At 73.1% G+C, this 19,818-nt stretch carries 19 protein-coding genes and 1 pseudogene; 14 read left to right on the top strand and 6 right to left on the bottom strand.

Annotation, left to right across the window (positions count from 1 at the left end; genetic code table 11):
• Nucleotides 1-43 precede the first annotated feature (43 nt).
• Nucleotides 44-4,378: a S8 family serine peptidase gene (locus O7615_RS09985; protein WP_278177122.1), complete on the bottom strand. Its 4,335-nt coding sequence runs from the start codon at nucleotides 4,376-4,378 to the stop codon at nucleotides 44-46.
• A 331-nt stretch (nucleotides 4,379-4,709) separates the two neighbouring features.
• Between O7615_RS09985 and O7615_RS09980 the strand changes: the two genes are divergently transcribed.
• Both O7615_RS09980 and O7615_RS09975 read left to right on the top strand, forming a co-directional pair.
• Entirely contained in the window at nucleotides 4,710-5,270 is a 561-nt protein-coding gene (locus O7615_RS09980; protein WP_278177121.1) for a winged helix-turn-helix domain-containing protein, read from the top strand.
• A 4-nt stretch (nucleotides 5,271-5,274) separates the two neighbouring features.
• Nucleotides 5,275-6,138, top strand: coding sequence for a hypothetical protein (locus O7615_RS09975; protein ID WP_278177120.1), 864 nt, complete (start codon nucleotides 5,275-5,277; stop codon nucleotides 6,136-6,138).
• A 58-nt stretch (nucleotides 6,139-6,196) separates the two neighbouring features.
• Here O7615_RS09975 and O7615_RS09970 read toward each other — a convergent pair whose 3' ends face one another.
• From O7615_RS09970 to O7615_RS09960, 3 genes are all read right to left on the bottom strand, one after another.
• On the bottom strand, nucleotides 6,197-8,233 hold the full coding sequence (locus O7615_RS09970) for a glycogen debranching N-terminal domain-containing protein (protein WP_278177119.1): 2,037 nt from the start codon (nucleotides 8,231-8,233) through the stop codon (nucleotides 6,197-6,199).
• A complete protein-coding gene (locus O7615_RS09965; protein WP_278177117.1) occupies nucleotides 8,230-8,610 on the bottom strand; it encodes a hypothetical protein in 381 nt (126 codons plus the stop codon). Before O7615_RS09965 ends, O7615_RS09970 begins: the two co-directional genes overlap by 4 nt.
• A gap of 94 nt (nucleotides 8,611-8,704) precedes the next feature.
• Nucleotides 8,705-9,079 carry a DsrE family protein gene (locus tag O7615_RS09960; RefSeq protein ID WP_278177115.1) on the bottom strand — a complete coding sequence of 125 codons (375 nt, stop codon included), beginning with the start codon at nucleotides 9,077-9,079 and terminating at the stop codon, nucleotides 8,705-8,707.
• A gap of 12 nt (nucleotides 9,080-9,091) precedes the next feature.
• Here O7615_RS09960 and mtfM point away from each other — a divergent pair, with 12 nt between their 5' ends.
• Together mtfM and O7615_RS09950 are read left to right on the top strand one after the other, a co-directional pair.
• The gene (gene mtfM, locus O7615_RS09955; protein ID WP_278177113.1) at nucleotides 9,092-9,196 is read left to right on the top strand and encodes a small membrane protein MtfM; all 105 of its coding nucleotides are present in this window, start codon (nucleotides 9,092-9,094) and stop codon (nucleotides 9,194-9,196) included.
• Nucleotides 9,197-9,215: 19 nt separating this feature from the next.
• The gene (locus O7615_RS09950; RefSeq protein WP_278177111.1) at nucleotides 9,216-9,809 is read left to right on the top strand and encodes an FABP family protein; all 594 of its coding nucleotides are present in this window, start codon (nucleotides 9,216-9,218) and stop codon (nucleotides 9,807-9,809) included.
• A gap of 67 nt (nucleotides 9,810-9,876) precedes the next feature.
• On the opposite strand, the gene O7615_RS09945 is transcribed toward O7615_RS09950, so the two are convergent.
• Nucleotides 9,877-10,725 carry an aminotransferase class IV gene (locus O7615_RS09945; RefSeq protein WP_278177109.1) on the bottom strand — a complete coding sequence of 283 codons (849 nt, stop codon included), beginning with the start codon at nucleotides 10,723-10,725 and terminating at the stop codon, nucleotides 9,877-9,879.
• Nucleotides 10,726-10,794: 69 nt separating this feature from the next.
• Between O7615_RS09945 and O7615_RS09940 the strand changes: the two genes are divergently transcribed.
• The 4 genes from O7615_RS09940 (at nucleotide 10,795) to O7615_RS09925 (ending at nucleotide 14,224) form a co-directional block, all read left to right on the top strand.
• Nucleotides 10,795-11,223: a Fur family transcriptional regulator gene (locus O7615_RS09940; RefSeq protein WP_278177107.1), complete on the top strand. Its 429-nt coding sequence runs from the start codon at nucleotides 10,795-10,797 to the stop codon at nucleotides 11,221-11,223.
• The gene (locus tag O7615_RS09935; RefSeq protein ID WP_278177105.1) at nucleotides 11,220-12,332 is read left to right on the top strand and encodes a folate-binding protein; all 1,113 of its coding nucleotides are present in this window, start codon (nucleotides 11,220-11,222) and stop codon (nucleotides 12,330-12,332) included. The genes O7615_RS09940 and O7615_RS09935 overlap by 4 nt, the downstream gene beginning before the upstream one ends.
• 11 nt (nucleotides 12,333-12,343) lie before the next feature.
• Nucleotides 12,344-13,171 carry a 3-keto-5-aminohexanoate cleavage protein gene (locus O7615_RS09930; protein WP_278177104.1) on the top strand — a complete coding sequence of 276 codons (828 nt, stop codon included), beginning with the start codon at nucleotides 12,344-12,346 and terminating at the stop codon, nucleotides 13,169-13,171.
• Between the two features lie 93 nt (nucleotides 13,172-13,264).
• Entirely contained in the window at nucleotides 13,265-14,224 is a 960-nt protein-coding gene (locus O7615_RS09925; RefSeq protein ID WP_278177103.1) for an asparaginase, read from the top strand.
• Nucleotides 14,225-14,354: 130 nt separating this feature from the next.
• Here the strand turns inward: O7615_RS09925 and O7615_RS09920 are convergent, their stop codons facing one another.
• Nucleotides 14,355-15,152, bottom strand: coding sequence for an alpha/beta hydrolase (locus O7615_RS09920; protein WP_278177101.1), 798 nt, complete (start codon nucleotides 15,150-15,152; stop codon nucleotides 14,355-14,357).
• Nucleotides 15,153-15,264: 112 nt separating this feature from the next.
• Here O7615_RS09920 and O7615_RS09915 point away from each other — a divergent pair, with 112 nt between their 5' ends.
• From O7615_RS09915 to O7615_RS09890, 6 genes and pseudogenes are all read left to right on the top strand, one after another.
• Nucleotides 15,265-15,897 carry a helix-turn-helix transcriptional regulator gene (locus tag O7615_RS09915; protein ID WP_278177100.1) on the top strand — a complete coding sequence of 211 codons (633 nt, stop codon included), beginning with the start codon at nucleotides 15,265-15,267 and terminating at the stop codon, nucleotides 15,895-15,897.
• A complete protein-coding gene (locus tag O7615_RS09910) occupies nucleotides 15,894-16,712 on the top strand; it encodes a hypothetical protein (protein ID WP_278177098.1) in 819 nt (272 codons plus the stop codon). The genes O7615_RS09915 and O7615_RS09910 overlap by 4 nt, the downstream gene beginning before the upstream one ends.
• 71 nt (nucleotides 16,713-16,783) lie before the next feature.
• Nucleotides 16,784-17,098, top strand: a complete 315-nt coding sequence (locus tag O7615_RS09905; protein ID WP_278177097.1) for a DUF2516 family protein — start codon at nucleotides 16,784-16,786, stop codon at nucleotides 17,096-17,098.
• Nucleotides 17,095-17,982: an alpha/beta hydrolase gene (locus O7615_RS09900; protein WP_278182039.1), complete on the top strand. Its 888-nt coding sequence runs from the start codon at nucleotides 17,095-17,097 to the stop codon at nucleotides 17,980-17,982. The genes O7615_RS09905 and O7615_RS09900 overlap by 4 nt, the downstream gene beginning before the upstream one ends.
• Before the next feature lie 11 nt (nucleotides 17,983-17,993).
• Nucleotides 17,994-18,729, top strand: a pseudogene (locus O7615_RS34320) (alanyl-tRNA editing protein).
• 113 nt (nucleotides 18,730-18,842) lie between these two features.
• Complete coding sequence (locus tag O7615_RS09890) at nucleotides 18,843-19,757, top strand: SDR family oxidoreductase (RefSeq protein ID WP_278177094.1); 915 nt, start codon at nucleotides 18,843-18,845, stop codon at nucleotides 19,755-19,757.
• Nucleotides 19,758-19,818: the final 61 nt, after the last annotated feature.

Here is a 19,818-nt window from a genome sequence, read left to right as displayed (position 1 = left end):
GCCGGTCCAGCTCGGACCGGCGGCCACCGTGGTGCGGGCGGGATCAGATGCCGGTTGCCCGGGTGCAGGTGGAGGCCGGGTCCAGGGCCACGTCGAGCGTGCCGACGATGCCCGCCTCGACCTGGTGGCGCTGCACCTGCGGCACCCAGCCGTCCTTGGCTACGATCACCTCGTAGCGGCCTCTCGGCAGCCACCAGGCGTAGCGACCGTTGGCGTCGGCCGTCAGCGTGGTGCCGGTGCCGGCCGATATCAGGTTCACCCGGACGGTCGCCGGTATGCCGACCGTCACGCCGCCGCAGGTGGTGCCGGTGACGGTGCCCTGGATCTTGCCCCAGTTGGCGGGCGGGGACACGTTCATCTCCACCGATACCGGAGCGATCGGATAGGGGGTGTCCGAGGCGAAGGCGAGTTCGCCCGCGTACCGGCCCGGTTGGGCGACCCCCGCGTCGGCCGTGGCGGTGAGCGTGACCGTCACCGTCCGCGACGCGCCCGGGGCGAGGGTGAAGGTGGTCGGGGAACCCTCCAGCCAGGGCAGGTCCGCCTCGGCCGCGCAGAGTTCCAGACCACCGAGCCGCTCGCTGTCCGCGCTGCCCACGAAGGAACTGGGCGAGCCACCGATCTTGTACGCGCCGCAGGCGGCGCCGCCCCGGTACCGGCCGAACCGGACGTTGGGCAGGTCACGCCACTCAAGGGCGACCGGGTCGAACCCGACGGTACGGTTGGTGACCGTCGTCGATCCGGCGGTCACGCCCCCGGCCAGCACGAGCAGCCCACCGGCCGCCGCGTACTGCGAGCCCCACAGGTCCAGCGGCAGCGCCGGCAGTGGACTCCAGCTGTCGGCCGCCGGGTCGTAGCGGTACGCATCGGTGTATTCGGTGCTGCCCACGCCGCCGGCGCAGTAGACCGCCGCACCGATCCCGCCGCAGGCCAGCCACGACACCGGGTGCGGGTAGGCGGCCCCGGTGCTGAATGCGCCCGTTGCCGGGTCGAACACCACGAGCCGGTCGGTGTCGGTGCAGGAGGTGTCGGCGCAGCCGCCCACCAGGTAGACCTTCCCGCCGAGCACGGCTGTGCCGGCCGCCGCGGCCGGTGCCGGGTTGGTCGCTCCGGGCAGGGTGCTCCAGGTGCCGACGGCCGGGTCGAAGACGTCGACCGTGTTGTTGGTGCCGCTGCTTCCCCAGCCGCCGATCACGTAGAGCTTGCCGCCGATCGCCGCCGCGGCCGGCTTGGCACGCACCGTCGGCAGGTCGGGCAGGGCCGTCCAGGCGTCGGTGTCCGGGTCGTACACCCATGCCCGACGCTCGGTGCCGGTGTTGCCGCCACCGCCGACCGAGTAGATCTTCCCGTCCAGCCAGGCGGCGGCGTTGTCGTAGATCGCGGCCGGCAGCCGGGCGATCTCGCTCCATGCCTCGTCGGCGGCGGGCGTGAACGGTGCCCCGCCTGCCGCCCCGCCGTACGCGGTGCCGGTGTGCTCCTTGCTGATCCCCTTCATCTTCTGCTCGTGCAGCGGTGCGCCGCCCTGCTTGAGGAGGTCGAACTGGCCGGAGCGCTCCAGCAGGTCCACGGTGGCCGGCGCGGTGCCGGTGTTGCGTACCGTCACGCGGGTGGTGCGGGTGCTGCCGTACGGCTGGTGCGACTCGATCGTCGTCGGGCTGACGGTCAGCCGGCCGGCGCCGAGGGCGAAGTTGGCCCGCTTGACCCGGTCGGCGGTCACCGCGACGTTCTTCGTGACCGGCTGGTAGGGCGCCCGGCTGGCGGTGAACGGGTGGGTGCCGATGAGCCCGGAGAAGAGCCAGTAGAAGCCGTCCGGCTCGGCCGGGTCCTCCGGGGTGGCCGCCGACACCGCCCGGTCCTCGGGCCGGTCGTCGCTGACCACCGTCACCCCGTTGAGCGGGGCGCCGGTGTTGCGGTCGGTGGTGGTGCCGACCACCAGTCCGCCGGGCAGCGGCGAGCACTCGCGGTTGACCACCTCCACGTCGTCCACCTGCCACCACCAGGCGAAGGTGCCCTTGAAGCGGAAGCGGACCAGCGCGGACGCGGCCTCCGCCGCCGGGGTCAGCGGCACCTCCTCGACCCGGGGGCCGCGCCGGCTGGACGTCTGGTGCCAGACGTTCGTCCAGGTGGCGCCGGCGTCGGTGGAGACGTCGATGTCGGCGGTGTCGGTGACCCCGACCGCCCGCCAGTCGCTGCGGAAGCGCAGCACCGGCGCGGTCACGCCGGTCAGGTCCACCGGCGGGGCGGTCAGGTCGGTGTCCTGCGTGTTGCCGGAGCCGAGGGCGTCGCTGTCGATGATGGCGAACCCGCCGGTGCCGCCGGTGAGGTTGCCCCGGGAGCGGGGGTCGTTGAAGACCCAGCCGCCGGAGTCGGTGCGGTTGGTCACCGTCCAGCCCGCCGGCGCGCTCGTTCCGTCGAAGCTCTCGGTCAGCAACGGCGTGCCGAGCCGGCCGCTGTAGCCGGGGGCACCGCAGGCCTGGTCGACGGGTACGGCCACGTTGACCGTGATGGCATCGCCGCCCACCGGCACGTCCCGGGTGACGGTGCGGTAGCCCGGATACCGGGCGGTGACGGTCAGCCGGTACGAGGTGCCGCCGGCCACGGTGAAGGAGTACCGGCCGGTGACCGGGTCGGTGAAGACCGGGTCACCGGGCCGGCCCGCCACCTCGATCTTGGCGTACAACGGCCAGCCGTGGCCGGAGCCGTCGGTGACCTTCCCGCTCACCGTGACCGTCGACGTGGCCACCAGGGCGAAGTCCCGGGTGACGGCACCACCTTCGGGCACCGTGACGGTCGCCGACTGGCCGGTGTAGCCGTAGGCGCTCGCCGTCAGGGTGGTCTCGCCGGCCGGTACGCTCAGCGAGTACCGCCCGTCGGCGCCGGTGGTGGTGCTGCGCGTCCCGTCGGTGACGGTCGCACCGGCCACCGGGTCGTCGTCACCGGAGTCGGTGACCACGCCGGTGACCCGGCCCACCGGGCCCCGGGGAGCGTCCCGCACCGCCGCGTACGCGTCGAGCCGGCCCTCGCCGAAGACGTTGTTGTCGGCCGGGGTGCCGCCGCAGGTGGTGGCGTCGACGTCGCGGGCCGTGCGGTCCAGCAACTCCTCGGTGGCGGCCACGTCCCCGCGCAGGCCCGGCGCCGCCGCCCACACCAGCGCCACGGTGCCGGCCACGTGCGGGGCGGCCATCGAGGTGCCGCTGAACGAGGCGTACCCACCGTTGCGGACACTGGAGCGGACGCTGCTGCCGGGCGCGGCGATGTTCGGCTTCAGCCGGTCGGTGCCGGAGCCGCGGCCGGAGAAGCTGGCGATGTTGTTGTTCACGTCGTACGCGCCGACCGCGTACGCGTTGGCGTAGTCGCCCGGCGAGCCGGCGCTGCCGCAGGCCGGGCCGTCGTTGCCGGCCGAGAAGACCGGGAACATGCCGGCGGCCCGCCACGCGGTGACGGTCTGCTGGTACCAGGGGTCGCCACCGTCGCCGCCCCAGGAGTTGTTGACGATGTCGGGTCGCAGCTCCGGCCGGGGGTTCTGACCGTTGGCGTCGGTGGGGGCGAGCACCCACTGGCCGGCGGCGAGCAGGGAGGCGTCGGAGCAGGTGTTCGACTCGCAGCCCTTGGCGGCGATCCACTTCGCCCCCGGTGCGACGCCGATCTGGTTGCCGGCGCCGTCGTCGCCGACCATCGTGCCCATGGTGTGGGTGCCGTGGTCGTTGTTGTCGCAGGGGGCGGTGCCGGTGCAGACACCGGCCGGGTCGAACCAGTTGTACGCGTGGTCGAAGCCCTCACCGAGGTTGCCCCGGTAGGAGGCGACCAGGGCCGGGTGGTCGTACCGCACGCCGCTGTCGATGTTGGCCACCACGACGCCCTCGCCGCGGTCGCCGAACTCGTCCCACACCTGGGGTGCGCCGATGTTGCTGAGTCCCCATTCGACGGCGGCGGTGCGGGCCCGCGCGGTGTCGGTCTCGGTGGGCCGGATCAGGGGGTAGCTGCGGCTCGGCGCGATCCGGGCCACCTCGGGCCGGCTGGCGATCTCGTCGAGCAGCGCCCGGTCGCCCTCGACCCGCACCGCGTTGGCGATCCAGTACGCGGTGTGTGGCACCTTCCGCTCGTCGAGCAGCGTGCGCAGGGCCTGCTGGGTGCGCTCGGCGGTGCCGGTGAGCAGGCGGTGCACCTCCTGGGTCCGGGCGCCGGGGTCGCGCAGCTTGCTGGCCTGCGCCAGCGGCGCGGTCTCGGTCAGGTAGACCAGGAACGGCGCGGTCGACGTGGTGCCGAGCCGGTCGAGCAGCACCGGGTCGACGGCGGCCCGGTGCGATGCCCGCTGTTGGGCCGGCGCGGCGAGCGCGGGTTGACCGGTGACGAGTAGGACGCCGGCGGTCAGCACCGCCACCGCCCGCCATCGTGCCGACCGGGTGGATGGTCGTGTGAACAATGTTCCTCCCCCACGTCGTCGGTCCCGATCCGTTCGGGGCCCGCAGTCCGCGCGCCGGCACGCGGCGTCGCGGAGCGGTCGGGGCGATGTGGGTGGCCGGTGGTGGTGCCTCCGCCCGCTGAGAGTCATGCTCTTGCCCCGGCAGTCGGTGATCAATGAGCGCCGTCGGTCAGTACTCGGTCAGTGACGAGGCGCGATCCTGACCGTTAGGCTGAGGCCGGGCGTCATCGGTGACTGTCACTGGCGATGGATGGAACGTCGCAGGTCAGTGTGCGCTCGGGGAGGCATCGTGTCCGGTGGAGAGATCCCGATCCTGGTCTGCGTCAGCTCCGATGCCCGGGTCCGGCAGCGGGTGGTGCAGCGGCTCGACGGTGTCGGGCCGGTGGTGATCTGCACCGACCTCGCCCAGCTGCGGGCGATGTTCCCGGCCCCGCCGGCAGAGGCCGGTGTCCCGGACGGTGGTGCCGACGAGGAGCGGTCGGAGCGCCCGGCCGGCCGACCGGCCGGTTGGCGGGATCTGGTGGTGGACCGGGCCGAGCACCTGGTCACCTGGCGGGGCACGCCGCTGGGGTTGACGCGTACCGAGCGGGAGCTGCTCGCCCGGTTGGCCAGTCCGCCGATCACGCTGTGGAGCTACGAGCGGCTGTTCGCCTCCGTCTGGGGCGGTGCCTACCTCGGCGACACGGCGATCCTGCACTCGGCGGTCAAGCGGCTACGCCGCAAGCTGCGGGCACTGGCCGACGGCCCGCAGGTGCAGACCGTACGCGGCGTCGGCTACCGCCTGACCGCGCCACCGGAGGCGGACGACGGGCGCCCCGGCGGGGGCGTCGCACCAGTCGTGACACCATGACCGGGTGAGCAGCGCGGTCCACACCGGGTACCCCCCGCCCACAGATCCCCGACCACCGGTCTCCGGCTCCCGGTGGCCGCGCTGGTTGATCGCGGCGACGGTGGTCTGGGCGGTGCTGCTCGCCGGCCTCACCTGGGTCTCGTCGCGGCAGGACCCGCCGACCGTCCGCGAGCAACGCACCCTGACGCAGGCCGGGCCGGTGGTGGACGGCGCGGTCGGCGAACTGGTCGCGGCGGCCGGTGGCGGCGTGCCGGCGCTGGCCCCGCCCGAGGTCGACCGGGGCTGCCGGATCAGCCCGCTCGCCCACGGGGCGACCCTGCGGCGCGCGGTCGAGCTGGCCGCGCCGGTGGGCGAGGAACGCGCCCTGCTGGAGCAGATCTCCGACCGGCTGCCCGCACGGTGGCGGGCCGGCGTGCGGCTCACCCCCGACGGTCCACGGCTGCGCGCCGACGCGGGCGAGTTCGTCATCGTGATCGGACGGCCGGTCGCGGACGGCCGGCTCCGGTTCACCGTCGACACCGGGTGCCGCCCGCTCGGCGACGGCTATGCCGGTGCCGGTGCCGGCGCCGTTGCCGCCGGTCCGGAGGCCGACCGGCTGGCCGAGGCGTTGCGCGCCCTGGGCAGCCCCGCCGGTGAGCCCGAGGCGCTGGTGACCGCACCCTGCCCCGGCGGTGGCGTGGCCCGGACCATCCGGTCCGCCACCGGCCAGGTGGGCACGTCGCCGCCGGCCGCGCTCGCGCCGCTGGCGGGCGCGCAGGTGGTGGAGACCCCCGAGGTGTACGCCTACTGGCGCGACGGCGTGGCGGTGCTGGCCGATCTCCAACCGGACCGGATCGTGCTCTCCGTGACCACCGGCTGCCCCGGCTGAGCTGCCCGCGTCGCTCCTGCCCGCGCTCGTTCCTGCCCGCGCGTCGCGCCTGCCGGTGCTAGCCCTCGTCGCGGCTGCGACCCAGCGCGTCCACCCGGCCCCACCTGCCGGGGATGTCCACCAGTTCCACCCGACCCATCCCGGACGGCACGTACGGGTCGATGATCAGGTGCTCGCCCTTCGGTTCGAGGCCGAGCATCACCCGGAGCAGCAACATCGGCGTCCCCGCCGACCAGGCCTGCGGGCTGCACGCGGTCGGGTACTGCACCGGGTACTCGGTGAGGTCGCGCTCGTAGCCGGCGAAGGCCTCCGGCAGCCGGCCGTCGAAGTAGCGGGAGGCCCCCAGGATCGAGTTGCAGATCTGCCCCGCCTCGTCCCGGAAGCCGTACTTCCACAGCCCCCAGGCGATGATCGAGTTGTCGAACGGCCAGACCGTGCCGACGTGGTAGCCGATCGGGTTGTAACGCCCCTGGTCGTCGGCGAGCGTACGGACGCCCCAGCCGGAGAAGAGCCGGGGGCCGAGCAGGTGGTCGGCGACCCGCCGGGCCCGGGACTCGTCGACGATGCCGCTCCAGAGCAGGTGCCCGATGTTGGAGGTGAGGGCGTCCACCGGGCTGCCGTCGGAGTCCAGGGCGAGCGCGTAGTACTCCTTGTCCGGCAGCCAGAAGTCCCGGTTGAACCGCTCCTTCAGCTCGGCGGCCTCCCGTTCCAGCCGGTCGGCGTACTGCGGGTCGTTCCAGCACAGCCGGGCCAGTCGGGCGCCGCGCAGCTTGGCGTCGTAGGCGTACCCCTGCAACTCGCAGGTGGCCCGGGGAAAGCTCGGCAGCCGGCCGTCGGAGTAGCAGATCGCGTCCCACGAGTCCTTCCAGCACTGGTTCTCCAGGCCGACCTTCGGGTTGCGGGTCTGGTACCAGACGTACCCGGTGCCGAGCAGGTCACCGTAGGTGTCGATCCAGGTCAACGCGGCCCGTGCGGGGGCCTCCAGCCGCTTGACCAGCTCGACGTCGCCGGTCCACCGCTCGTACTCGTCGAGCAGGATCACGAACAGGGCGGTCGAGTCGGCCGCGCCGTAGTAGGGCGAGTGGGGCTGCTCCTCGAAGCCGGCGGTCTCGCCGTAGCGCAGCTCGTGCAGGATCTTGCCCGGCTCCTCGTCGCGGAAGTCGTCCAACCGGTGACCCTGCAGCCCGGCCAGCATCGTCAACGTCGGCGGGATCAGTTCCGGCACGAACGGCAGCACCTGGAGCGAGGTGATGATGCTGTCCCGACCGAACAGCGTCATGAACCAGGGCAGCCCGGCGGCCATCAGGCGTACGCCGAGGGCGATCGACTCGTACCGCAGCGCGGCCAGGTCGGCGAGGCTGCGCCGGTACGCCCCGGCCAGCGGTTGGCAGTCGCAGGTCAGCTTCGGCGCCTGGGCGACGAACTCGGCGTGTTCCGCCTCGATGGCCGCCGGGCTCCGGCTGCCCGCGAACGGCAGCAGGGAGCGGATGTCCTGGCCACGGGCACCGTAGATCACGGTGGTGACCGTCAGCCGGGTGGTCCACTCGCCGTGCGGCCCGATCCGGACCGGAAAGGTCATCCCGCGCCGGTCGACCTGGGCGGCTGAGCTGCTGTGGATCGTCGTCTCGCGGTGGAAGGCGTCCCGACGGTAGGCCAGCCGCAGCGTGTCCTCGCCGGGCGCCGCGGTGTTGTGGCCCTGCTTCCCGCGGGTGTCCTTGATCTCGAAGATGTCCGCGAAGTCCGCGGCCATCTCCATCCGGACGGTGAACGCCATCTCCTGCCCGGAGTGGTTGAGCACGGTCAGCTCCTCCGACAGGTTGCCGCCGATGGTCCGACTCCTGATCACCGAGACCTTCACGTCCAGGAAGTGGTTGGGCTCGCCAGGAACCAGGAAGTAGCGCGTCCAGTGGGACTCGGCGTCGTCCATGGAGAGCGTGTGCAGCCGTTCGCCGTCGATCAGCAGCAGCCAGGTGGAGAGGAACCGGGTGTCGAAGCAGAAGAGGCCGGTGGGGAAGTCCAGCGACGGCTCGATATCCCCACGGCGGTCGCTGACCAGGAAGGTGTTGCCGTCCAGGATGCTGACCAGTTCTTTCACCGCGTCCACCTGGCGTGCTCGCGGGCGACCTCGCGCGGATCCCGGGTGCCGGGCGGGGGCGGGAAGAAGCGCCGGAAGACCAGGAACAGCATCACGTTTCCGAGGAAGGTGCTCTCGTTGCGGAAGACCGCGGCGACCGCCTGCGCCCGCCCGGTGACCAGCCGGTCGAACAGGTTCACGCCGCAGTACCAGATCCCGTCGCCCTGCTCCACGCCCTGGTCGACCTCGGCCACACCCGGCCGCATCCGGACCAGCCAGTGCTCGGTTCGCTGGCCGTCGGACAGGTCGATCCGCAGCGTTCCCGCAACCGGGACGCGCAGCACCTCTGGGGCGCGAGCCGGCAAGGTCGCGAAGAACTGCTGGGTCGCCTCGGTCACACCCGAATCGTAGGCATTGGCCCGACTTGCCGGGCCGGTTCCGCCGCTCTGCCGGGCCCCGGTTCCGCCGCTCTTCCGGGCATCACCGAAGGACTCAGTAGACGAGCGCCTGCGCGCCCTCGGCCATCGTCTCCTCGACGAAGACCGCCGCCCCGGCGATCCGTACGCCGGGGATCACGTCGCCGGAGTCGATGTCCCGCCGCGCGGCGCACTGGGTGCAGGCGGTCACCGTGCCGGTGCTGAGGATCACGTGCAGCAATTCGGCCAGCGGGGCCGAGTGCGGCAGCACGAAATCCTGTGCCCGGCCGGGCAGGGCGAACCAGGTCGACTCGCCGGTCAGCCAGAGCGAGACGTCCACCCCGGCGGCGGCCGCGGTGGCCGCCACGGTGAACGCCTGGGCGCATCGTTCCGGCGCGTCGGCACCGGCGGTGGCCTTGACGACGAGAGTGCGGGCCATGCCGCCCAGCATAGGATGGTCCGGATGGTCACCGAGATCGGGTTCGTCAGCCTGCTGGTCGCCGGTCTGGGCGCGCTCGCCGGTGGCCTGGTCTACCTGGCCGTCCGCATCCTGAGAGGCAAGTGGTGAGCAGAGCGAGGGTGGCATGGTGAGTGACGACAACCCGCTGGCACCGCCGCCGTGGCTGAACGCGCCGCCGGTCGAGGCGTACCCCTTCGAGGAGAGTCACGACCTGCGGGTCGGGCCGAAGCTGCACCCCGCGCTGGACGGTCTGCTGCCGTACGTCGGCGTGTGGCGGGGCCGGGGTCGGGGCGGGTTTCCCACCATCGACGACTTCGACTTCGCCCAGGAGATCCGGATCAGCCACGACGGGCGGCCGTTCCTGCACTACGAGTCGCGGGCGTGGCTCCTCGACGAGCAGAGCCGCCCGGTGCGTCCGGCGGGCCGGGAGGTCGGCTGGTGGCGGCCGGTGATGGACGGTGACCGGGTCACCGACGAGCTGGAGGCGCTGCTCACCGTCTTCACCGGGGTGATGGAGCTGCACATCGGCCGGCGCAAGGGCACCCAGATCGAGTTCGTGACCGACGCGGTGGTGCGTACCGCCACCGCCAAGGAGGTCACCGCCGGCCACCGCCTCTTCGGCATCGTCGAGGGCGCCCTGCTCTACGCGCAGGACATGGCCGCCGTCGGCCAGCCACTCTCCCCGCACCTCTCCGCCCGCCTCGTGCGGGTCGCCGGCTGAGCGTCTGTCCCGTCCCCCGACCGGCTCGGCGCCGGCCCGGTAGCCGGTTGCCGGCCCGGCGGTCGGTTCAGGGCAGCGGAAAGCCGAGCAGTTCCTGCAGCGCGCGGGTCCGCGGGCTGCGGGGCAGCGGCTCGCCGTCGAGGGTGTGCACCGCCACCAGACCGCGTACGGACGAGGTGAGCCAGACGCCGTCGGCGGCGCGTAGCCCGGCCGGGGTGACCATGTGTTCGGCGGCGTCGCAGCCGATCTCGCTGGCGTGGGCGAGCAGCCACCCGACGGTGGTGCCGGGCAGGATGCCGGTGCGCCGGGCCGGCACCGTGCACAGCGTCTCCCCGGCCAGCCAGACGACGTTGGCGGTCGGTCCCTCCAGCGCGTACCCGTCGGAGGAGATCCAGAGCACGTCGTCGACGCCGGCCCGGGCCGCCCAGCGCCGGGCCGCGCTGCTCGCCCCGTAGGACGTGGACTTGATCCCCACGGGGAGCCAGTCCAGCTCCGGCCGGGCCTCGGCGGGCACGCCCAGGGATAGGGTGGCCACGCTCACGCCGCCCTCCCGCGCCTGCCGGGCCGCCGCGGCGACCTCCGACAGGGTGGCGTAGACGGTGGGTGCGCCGCCGCTCTCCGGCCCCCGGGTGCAGACCAGTCGCAGCGCGCCCTCCACCTCGGCCGGCCAGCCGGCGGCGACCTCGTCCAGCAGCTCGACCAGCGCCGCGTCCGCCGGCAGCGTCAGGTCCACCGCCGCCGCGCCGGCCCGCAGCCGGGCCAGGTGCTCCTGGCGCAGCCAGGGCCGTCCGTCGCGCAGGTGCATGGTCTCGAACAGGCCGTCGCCGCGCAGCACGCCGAGGTCGTCGCCGCGCAGCACCGGCTCACCGGCCGGCAGCCGTCCCCGGCCCAGCACGCCGATCCGCGACGCCACCATGGGGGCCGAGCATAGTGGGGTGCCGATCGCGCCGGGAGACACGGCGGAAGTCCGAACTATGATCGGGGGGTGTCCGAATCCTCCCTGGCGGAGCTGCTCCGCGCCCGTGGCCTGCGGTTGACGGCGCAGCGACAGCTGATCCTTCAGGCGGTGCTGGATCTGGGGCACGCCACCCCGGAGCAGGTGCACACCGCGGTACGCGAGGTCGCGGCCGGGGTCAACATCACCACCATCTACCGCACGCTGGAGCTGCTGGAGCGGCTCGGCCTGGTCACCCACACCCACCTCTCGCACGGGTCGCCGACCTATCACGCCGCCGGTGAGGACCAGCACGTACACCTGGTCTGCCGGGAGTGCGGCGCGATCGACGAGATGGATCCGGAGCTCCTGCGCCCGCTGTCCGACCAGTTGGCGGCCGAGCGGGGCTTCCGGGTGGACATCGGCCACGTCTCCTTCTTCGGCGTGTGTGAACGTTGCGGGAACGGGGTGCAGGAATGATCGACATCGCGGGTGCGGTGGCCGTGGAGCGCATCGACGAGGCCAGCCGGGACCAGCCGACCACCGTCCACGCCGCGGCGGGGGTGCGCGGTGTGGCCGCACACTACGGCGACCCGATGCGCGAGCAGCGCCAGTTGGACACCGAGGTCGGTCTGGTGGACCGCTCGCACCGGGGTGTCGTCGCGGTGCCGGGTGCGGAGCGGATCTCCTGGCTGCACACCCTCACCACCCAGCACCTGGCCGACCTGGGCCCGTGGCAGGGCACCGAGCTGCTGGTGCTCTCGCCGCACGGCCACGTCGAACAGCACGCCATGGTCGCCGAGGACGGCGACACCACCTGGCTGGACACCGACCCGGACGCGACCGAGGGCCTGCTGACCTACCTGGAGAAGATGCGGTTCTTCAGCCAGGTCGACCCCCGCGACGTCACCGCCGAGCACGCGCTGCTGTCGCTGGTCGGGCCGGGGGCGGTCGAGGCGGTGGCCGTGCTCGACGTGCCGGCCCTCGCCCCGCCGGACGTGGTGGAGCTGCCCGGCCCGAAGTTCCGCTCGGGCGAGCTGCCGTCCCGTCCGACCGCGCGCTACGACGTGCGGCCGCTGCCGGTGGGCGGCTGGGCCCGGCGCGGGCCGCTGGGGGTGGACCTGCTGGTGCCCCGGGCCGCGATGGACCAGGTGGTCACGCAGCTGCGCGGCAACGGGGTGCCCGCGGTCGGGCTCTGGGCGTACGAGGCGATCCGGGTGGCCGCCCGGCGGGCCCGGGTCGGTGTCGACACCGACCACCGGACGATCCCCGCCGAGGTGAACCTGATCGCCCCGGCGGTGCACCTGGACAAGGGCTGCTACCGGGGGCAGGAGACAGTCGCCCGGGTGCACAACATGGGTCGCCCGCCCCGCCGGCTGGTCCTGTTGCATCTCGACGGGGTGACCACCGACCAGCTGCCGGCGGCCGGCATCCCGGTCAGCCTGGACGGCCGGACGGTCGGCTTCGTCGGTACCGCCGTGCAGCACTACGAACTGGGTCAGATCGCGCTCGCGGTCGTCAAGCGTTCGCTGCCCGACGACGCCCCGCTCCGCGTCGGCGACAGCGCCGCCGCCATCGACCCCTCCTGAGGAAGGCCGGCATGACGACAGGGACGTTGATCACGGTTGCCCCCACCGGCGCGGAGTCGGCCAAGGTGGAGGTGCCGGCGCTGCCGGTGACCCTCGACGAGCTGGTGCTCACGGCCAAGGAGTGCGAGGCGCTGGGCGCTTCCGTGATCCACGTGCACATCCGGGACGACGAGGGGCGACCGACCCTCGACCCCGGGCGGCTCCGCGCCACCGTGGCGGCGCTGCGGGAGAGCACCGATCTGATCGTGCAGCTCTCCACCGGCGGCGCGGTCACCGACCCGGAGGCACACCGGCTCGCCGTGCTGGACGCGGGGCCGGACATGGCCTCCTGCACGATGGGTACGGTCAACTTCGGTGCCGACGTCTTCCTCAACCGCTGGGAGTTCGTCGTCGACCTGCACATCCGGATGCAGGCGCGGGGCATCGTGCCGGAGTACGAGATCTTCGACCTCGGTCACCTGAGCGCACTCCAGCGTCTGCTGGGACAGTACGGCCTGCCGCACGGCGGCCACGTCCACGTCGACTTCGTGATGGGCGTGCCCGGAGGCATGCCCGGCACCACGGCGACGCTCGTCGCGGCCCAACAGATGCTGCGGGATCTGCCGGAGGGCACCACCTTCGCGGCGACCGGCATCGGACGCACCACGATTCCGGTGCTGCTCGCCGCGCTCTCGGCCGGCGGTCACCTGCGCGTCGGCATGGAGGACACGGTGACGTACGCCAAGGGTCGCCCGGTGGAGTCGAACATGCAGCTGGTCGCGCGGGCGGTCGGCTTCGCCCAGCTCGCCCAGCGCCCGCCGCTGAGCACCGCCGAGGCCCGCGAGTTGCTCGGGCTGTAAGGCGCGAGTCGCCGCGCATTCTTTACACCCGCAGGTGGACTCCCTGCTCACCCCGGCGTGAGTGCGACCGGCTGCCTCGGTACCGTCCACGTCGTGGGAAAGACGTACGAGGGCGGCGTACCGCTCGCTGAGGTGGTCCGGTCCGGCTTCGTGGAGGGCGTGCACCGTGGTTCGGTGGTGGTGCTCGACACCACCGGTGCGGTGCTGGCCGCCACGGGTGACGTGACCTCTCCGATCTTCCCCCGCTCGTCGAACAAGCCGATGCAGGCGGTCGGGATGCTCCGCGCGGGGCTGCCGCTGACCGACCCCGCCGACCTGGCCCTCGTCGCGGCCAGCCACGCGGGGGAGGAGTTCCATCTGGCCCGGGTCGCCGCGCTGCTCGCCGGTGCCGGGCTCGACGAGGACGCCCTGCACTGCCCGCCGGAGCTGCCGGTCGGCGAGCAGGCACGGGCGGCGGTGCTGCGGGCCGGCGGTGGCCCGAACCGGATCCAGATGAACTGCTCCGGCAAGCACGCCGGCATGCTGCTGACCTGCCAGTCCGCCGGTTGGCCGCTGGACGGCTACTGGCGTGCCGACCACCCGCTCCAGCGGTCGCTGCGCGACACGGTGGAGGAGTTCACCGGCGAGGAAGCGGTGGCCGTCGGTGTGGACGGCTGCGGCGCCCCGGTGCTGTCCGCGTCGTTGACCGGACTTGCCGCGGCGTTCCTGCGGTTGGTCGCCGCCGAAGGTGACACCAGGGCGGGGATGGTGGCCGACGCGATGCGCGCCCACCCCGAGGTGGTCGGCGGTACGCAGGCGGACGACACCCGACTGATGCGTGGCGTACCCGGGCTGCTGGCGAAGATCGGTGCCGAGGGTGTCATCGCCGCGGCGCTGCCGGGCGTGGGCGCGGTGGCCCTGAAGATCGACGACGGCGCCGGCCGCGCTCGGATGCCGGTCCTGGTCTCGGCGCTGCGCCGGCTCGGCGTCGACGCACCGGTGCTTGCGGAATTCGCCGAGGTGCCGATCTTCGGCGGCGGCCTCCCCGTCGGCGCCACCCGCCCCCTCTGGTAACCACCCACCCCACCCCGGATCTCGTCGATCTTGCACTTTCCGCCCCCGCAAAGCGCGCCAAAAGGCGCATATGGGCGACCGAAAGTGCAAGATCGACGGGGTGGTCGGGGTGTTGGGGTGTTGGGGTGGTTTAGGGGAGGAAGGTTAGGAGGGGGGTGTTGATCTGGGTGGGGCGTTCGAGGGGGAGTAGGTGGGCGGCGTTCGGTACGTCGGGTAGGCGCACCGCCTGCGGAGCCTCGGCCGCGATGCGATCGGCCAGGTGGCGGATGTCGGGCACGTCCGCCGCCCCGGCCGCGACCAGTACGGGCATGGTCAGCTCGGCCAGTCGCCCGATGGCCGGCGGGTCGAGTTCGGCCACGTCCACGGCGCTGAGTGCCAACTCGGCGGCGAGCGCGCGTTCGTCCATCTCGGTGGCGAAGGCGACCAGCTCCGGGTCGACGTCGGTGGGCTCGCGTTCCGGGCCGACCACCCAGAACCGCACCTCACCCGCGGCCGTCGCGGCGAAGTCCTCCGGGTCGACGTCGCCGACCAGGTTCTCCCACAGCTCGTTGGTCTGCTCCGACCATTCGTGACCGGACACCGCGGTGCCGAGCAGGGCGAGCGCGCGCACCCGATCGGGGTGGGCGAGCGCGGTGTCGATCGCCACCGCTCCGCCGAAGGAGCAGCCGACCAGGGCGGCGTGGGCCAGGCCGAGCGCGTCGAGCAGGCCGGCCACGTCGTCGTGGTGGGCGAAGGCGGTGGGCGGCAGCTCGGAGTCGCCGTAGCCGCGCAGGTCGACGGCGATCACCCGGTGCCGGGCGGCGAGCGGGGCGATCTGTTCGCGCCACATGCGGCGGTCGGCGATGCCGGCGTGCAGCAGGACGACCGGGGATCCGCTGCCGGCCTCGTCGTACGCCAGCAGGGCGCCATTTACTTCGATCTTGGTCACCGCTGGACCGTACGGCCCGGGATGAGTGGCACGCAACCGGGCCGGTGAGACCTTGCTAACTCCGGCAAGCGATTTGCTTGCAGTTGCTAGCAGAGCGAACTAGCGTGGAGTCATGGCCAGTCCCAAGGACCTTCCCGACGTCGGCGGGTTCATTCGTGACCTGCGGCGGAACGCGAAGATTTCGCTCCGGCAGCTGGCCGAGCAGGCCGGGGTCAGCAATCCCTATCTCAGCCAGATCGAGCGCGGCCTGCGCCGGCCGAGCGCCGAGGTGCTCCAGCAGCTTGCCAGCGCGCTGCGGGTCTCCACTCCCGCGATGTATCTGCGGGCCGGGCTGCTCGACGACAAGGAGGGCCAGGGCGTGCTGGCCGCCATCGCGGTCGACGCAGACCTGACGATGGCCCAGAAACAGTCCCTTACCCAGATCTACGAGACGTTCCGCCGCGAGAACACCCGGTTGGCCGAGGCGACGGCAGCGGCGGGCGGCGCCGCGAGCGAGGACGCCGGCGGTGAGAACCTCGCCACCGGTACGCCCGACGTGAACGACGTCACCGCGCCCGACGTGGCCAATCTGGCCGCGACTGGACCCACCACCGCAGCGGGCACCCCGACCGAGGCCGTCCTCGAGTCGGTCGCCGTGACCGAGGCGGGTGCGGCCCCCGCGCCGACCCGCGCCCCTGCCCGGAAGGCCGCCCGCAAGGTGGTCCGCAAGACCGCGACCGCGGTCGAAGAGGAGAAGCAGTCATGACCCAGCCGAAGACCAATCGCATCCCCGCCCCGATCTACGCCGCTGCCGGCGCCGGGGAACTCGCCCTCCAGCAGCTGCGCAAGCTGCCCGCCGTGGTCGGTGAGCTGCGCGACCGGGTCGTCGCCGATGGCGGCAAGGTCGTCAACGATCTCGGCGGCAAGGCCGTCGTCACCGGGTTCGAGCTGCGCCAGAGGGCCAGCGACACGCTGCGCAACGCCAACCAGACCGCCGAGTCGCTGCGGCAGAAGGCCGCCCCGGCGGCCGACCTGAACCGGCTGCGCGAGCGCGCCGACCTGGCGAAGCTGCGCGAGGCCGCCGATCTCGACAAGCTGCGCGAGGCGGCGGATCTCCACAAGCTCCGCGAGGCCGCCGACCTCAACCGGCTCCGTGAGGCGGCGGACCTGGACCGGCTGCGCGAAGTGGCGACCCGTAACGCCGCGGTGGTCGTCGCCGGTGCCCACGCCGCGCAGGAGCGGGCGCTGGCCGCGTACGGCGCGCTGGTCGCGCGCGGTGAGCGGGTCGTCGGCACCGGCGTGCTGGAGGCCGCCGACACGGTGAACGCCGACATCGAGGCGACCGAGGCCACGGTGGAGCCCGCCGTCGAGCCGGCTGAGCCCGCCGTGACCCCCGAGCCGACCACCGCCGCCAAGGCGGTCACGGCGCCGAGCCCGGCCGAGGTGGCCGAGATCGCGGAGGCCAAGCCGGCCGCCGCGAAGAAGACCACCCGGGCGAAGTCGACCACCCGCCAGCCCGCCGCCAAGCGGACCGGCACCCCGTCGGCGAAGCTGCCCCGGGGCACCAAGCGGAGCCAGTGAGTCAACTGCCGGCGACCCCCGTGACCGTCCTGCCGCCACGGATCCGGGGTCGCCGGCATAAGCTTGCCGGCATGGCCAACGCCGCGCCGATCTTCGTCTTCGACGTCCGCTTCGTGATCGAGCTGATCCTGTTCGTCTTCGCGCTGATCGTGCAGGGGCTGGCCCTCGTGCACGCCATCACGCAGCGCTCCGACGCCTTCCCCGCCATCGGCACCCTGCCGAAGGGGGGCTGGATCGCGATCCTCGCGGTCACTCTCCTGCTGACCCTGCTCACCCGCACCACGATCAGCATCTTCGGGCTGATCGGTGTCGCCGCGGCGCTGATCTATCTGCTGGACGTCCGGGTCGGGCTGCGCGACCTGGGCGACAACAGAGGGTCGTGGTGAGGGCCTTCCGCTGGCCACCCCCGCCGGACGGCGGACCACGGACCTGGGGCCCGGGCCCGGGTGCGCCGCGCACCGGCCGGCCGCCATTGCCCGAGCCGGAGACCGAACTGATCGCCACCCCGCACGGCGTACGCCTGGAGCGGCTGATCACCGGCGTAGGCGATCCGGTCACCGTCTTCGCGCACGGGTTGGCCAACGGCATCGCCACCACCCGGCCCTTCGGCAGCGGTGTCACCGGGCGAAGGGTCTTCTTCCAGTTCCGTGGCCACGGCCGCTCCGACGCGCCCGAGGGACCGTGGAGCTACCTGGATCTCGCCCGTGACCTGCGCGCGATCGCCGATCTCAGTGGTGCGACGCGCGCCTTCGGGGCCAGCCTCGGCGCGGGTGCGCTGTGCCGCCTGCTCGTCGAGAGCCCGCAGCGTTTCGAGCGGCTCGTCTTCTTCCTGCCCGCCGCACTCGACCGGCCGCGGGGGCCGGTCGCCCAGGCACGGCTGACCGAGCTGCTGTCGGCGGTGGAGAGCGGGGACGCCTCGGCGGTGGCCGAGGCCGTCTCGGCCGAGCTGCCGCCCGCCGTACGCAACACCCCGGCCGGGTGGGCCTACCTGCGGCAGCGGCTGGACCATCTGCTGCGCGACGGGCTCGCCGCCGGACTGGCCGACCTGCCGGGGCAGGCGCCGCTGCCCGACGCCGGGGCGCTCGCGAGGGTGACCGCACCGGCGCTGGTCATCGCCGCCGAGGGCGACGACCTGCACCCGGTGGAGGTGGCCGAGCAACTCGCCGCCGCGCTGCCCGGGGCGACCCTGCACCGGTACGCGCGCCCCGGTGTGCTGTGGACGGAACGCGCCGACCTGCGCGGGCGGGTCTCCGACTTCCTCAACGGGTAGCCTGCGCTGTCATGGGCGTCACACACCACGGCCGTACGCACCGGCTCGACCTGGCCGACCCGACCCTGCGCGAGTGGGAGTGCACGGTCCTGCACGCCGACCCCGAGCAGGGCATCGTGCTGGACCGCTCGGCGTTCTACCCGGGCGGTGGCGGCCAGCCGCCGGATCACGGCGTACTGCTGTGGCAGGGGGTGCAGAGCCGGATCGTCGGCACCCGCAAGGGCGACGACCTGTGGCTGATTCCCGCCGAGGGTGACCCGCTGCCGCCGGCCGGCACCACGGTCAGCGGCGCGGTCGAGGACGAGCGGCGCAGCCGTCTGATGCGTACCCACTCGGGGTTGCACGTGCTCTGTGGTGGTGTTCCGCGACTTCGGTGCGTTGGTCACCGGCGGCAACATGGAGCCCGGCGAGGCCAGGATGGACTTCAACCTGCCCGAGGTGCCGGCCGACTTCAAGACCCGCATCGAGGAGCTGGTCAACGCCGAGGTCTCCGCCGACCGGGCGGTCGCCACCCGGGTGCTGCCCCGCGAGGAGGCCCTGGCCCTGCCGGACATCATCCGCACCCAGTCGAACCTGATCCCGCCCGAGGAGGCGGAGGTCCGCATCGTCGACATCGTCGGGCTGGACGTGCAGGCCGACGGTGGGACGCACGTCGCCTCGACGGCACAGATCGGCAAGGTGCGGGTGGTCAAGGTGGAGAGCAAGGGCCGGGCCAACCGCCGGGTCCGCATCCGCCTCGCCGACTGAACGTGCCCTGCGCGCCCGCCGTCGAGTCCAAACCCTCCGCGCTGCCTGGGGAAACCTCACGCTGTCGGGAAACCTGACCTCGGCTGTCAGGTATTGCTGGCAGCGTGGGATCCATGACGACACCGTTGACTGGAAGGGTGGCGCTGGTCGCCGGGGCGACCCGGGGCGCCGGCCGGCAGATCGCCGTCCAACTCGGCGCCGCGGGCGCCACCGTCTACGCCACCGGCCGCAGCAGCCGCGCCGGCCGCTCCGAGCTGGACCGGCCGGAGACCATCGAGGAGACCGCCGAGCTGGTGACAGCGGCCGGCGGCACCGGGATCGCCGTCCGGGTCGACCACCTGGTGCCGGAGGAGGTACGCGCGCTCGTCGCCCGGATCGACGCCGAGCAGGGCCGGCTCGACGTGCTGGTCAACGACGTGTGGGGCGCCGATCCGCTGATCACCTGGGAGAAGCCGGTCTGGGAGCAGCCGCTGGAGGCCGGCTTCCGCACCCTGCGGCTGGCCGTCGACACCCACGTCATCACCAGCCACTTCGCGATGCCGCTGCTGATCCGCCGTCCCGGTGGCCTGGTCGTGGAGATCGGCGACGGCACGAAGGCGTACAACGACGAGAACTACCGGCTCTCGGTCTTCTACGACCTGGCCAAGACCTCGGTCAACCGGCTCGCCGTCAGTTGGGCGCACGAACTCGGGCCGCACGGCGGCACGGCCGTCGCGCTCACCCCGGGCTGGCTGCGTTCCGAGGCGATGCTGGAGCACTTCGGCGTCACCGAGGAGAACTGGCGCGACGGCGCGGCCACGGACCCGCACTTCCTGATCTCGGAAACCCCGGCGTTCGTCGGGCGGGCGGTCGCCGCGCTCGCCGCCGACGAGGATCGGCACCGCTGGACCGGCCGGTCCGTCTCCGCGGGCGAACTGGCCAGGGTATACGGCTTCACCGACGTCGACGGCAGCCAGCCGGATGCGTACCGCTACATCACCGAGGTCGTCAACGCCGGCAGGCCCGCCGACGTGACCGGCTACCGGTGACCCGCGCGGCCGTGGATGGGCCGGCCGGACCAGGCCGGCCGAGCCCAGCGACGCGTGGCCG

Origin of the sequence: Micromonospora sp. WMMD1082, assembly GCF_029626175.1 — a bacterium.
In the GTDB taxonomy this organism is placed as follows: domain Bacteria; phylum Actinomycetota; class Actinomycetes; order Mycobacteriales; family Micromonosporaceae; genus Micromonospora.
This window is presented reverse-complemented; position numbering and strand designations above follow the sequence as displayed.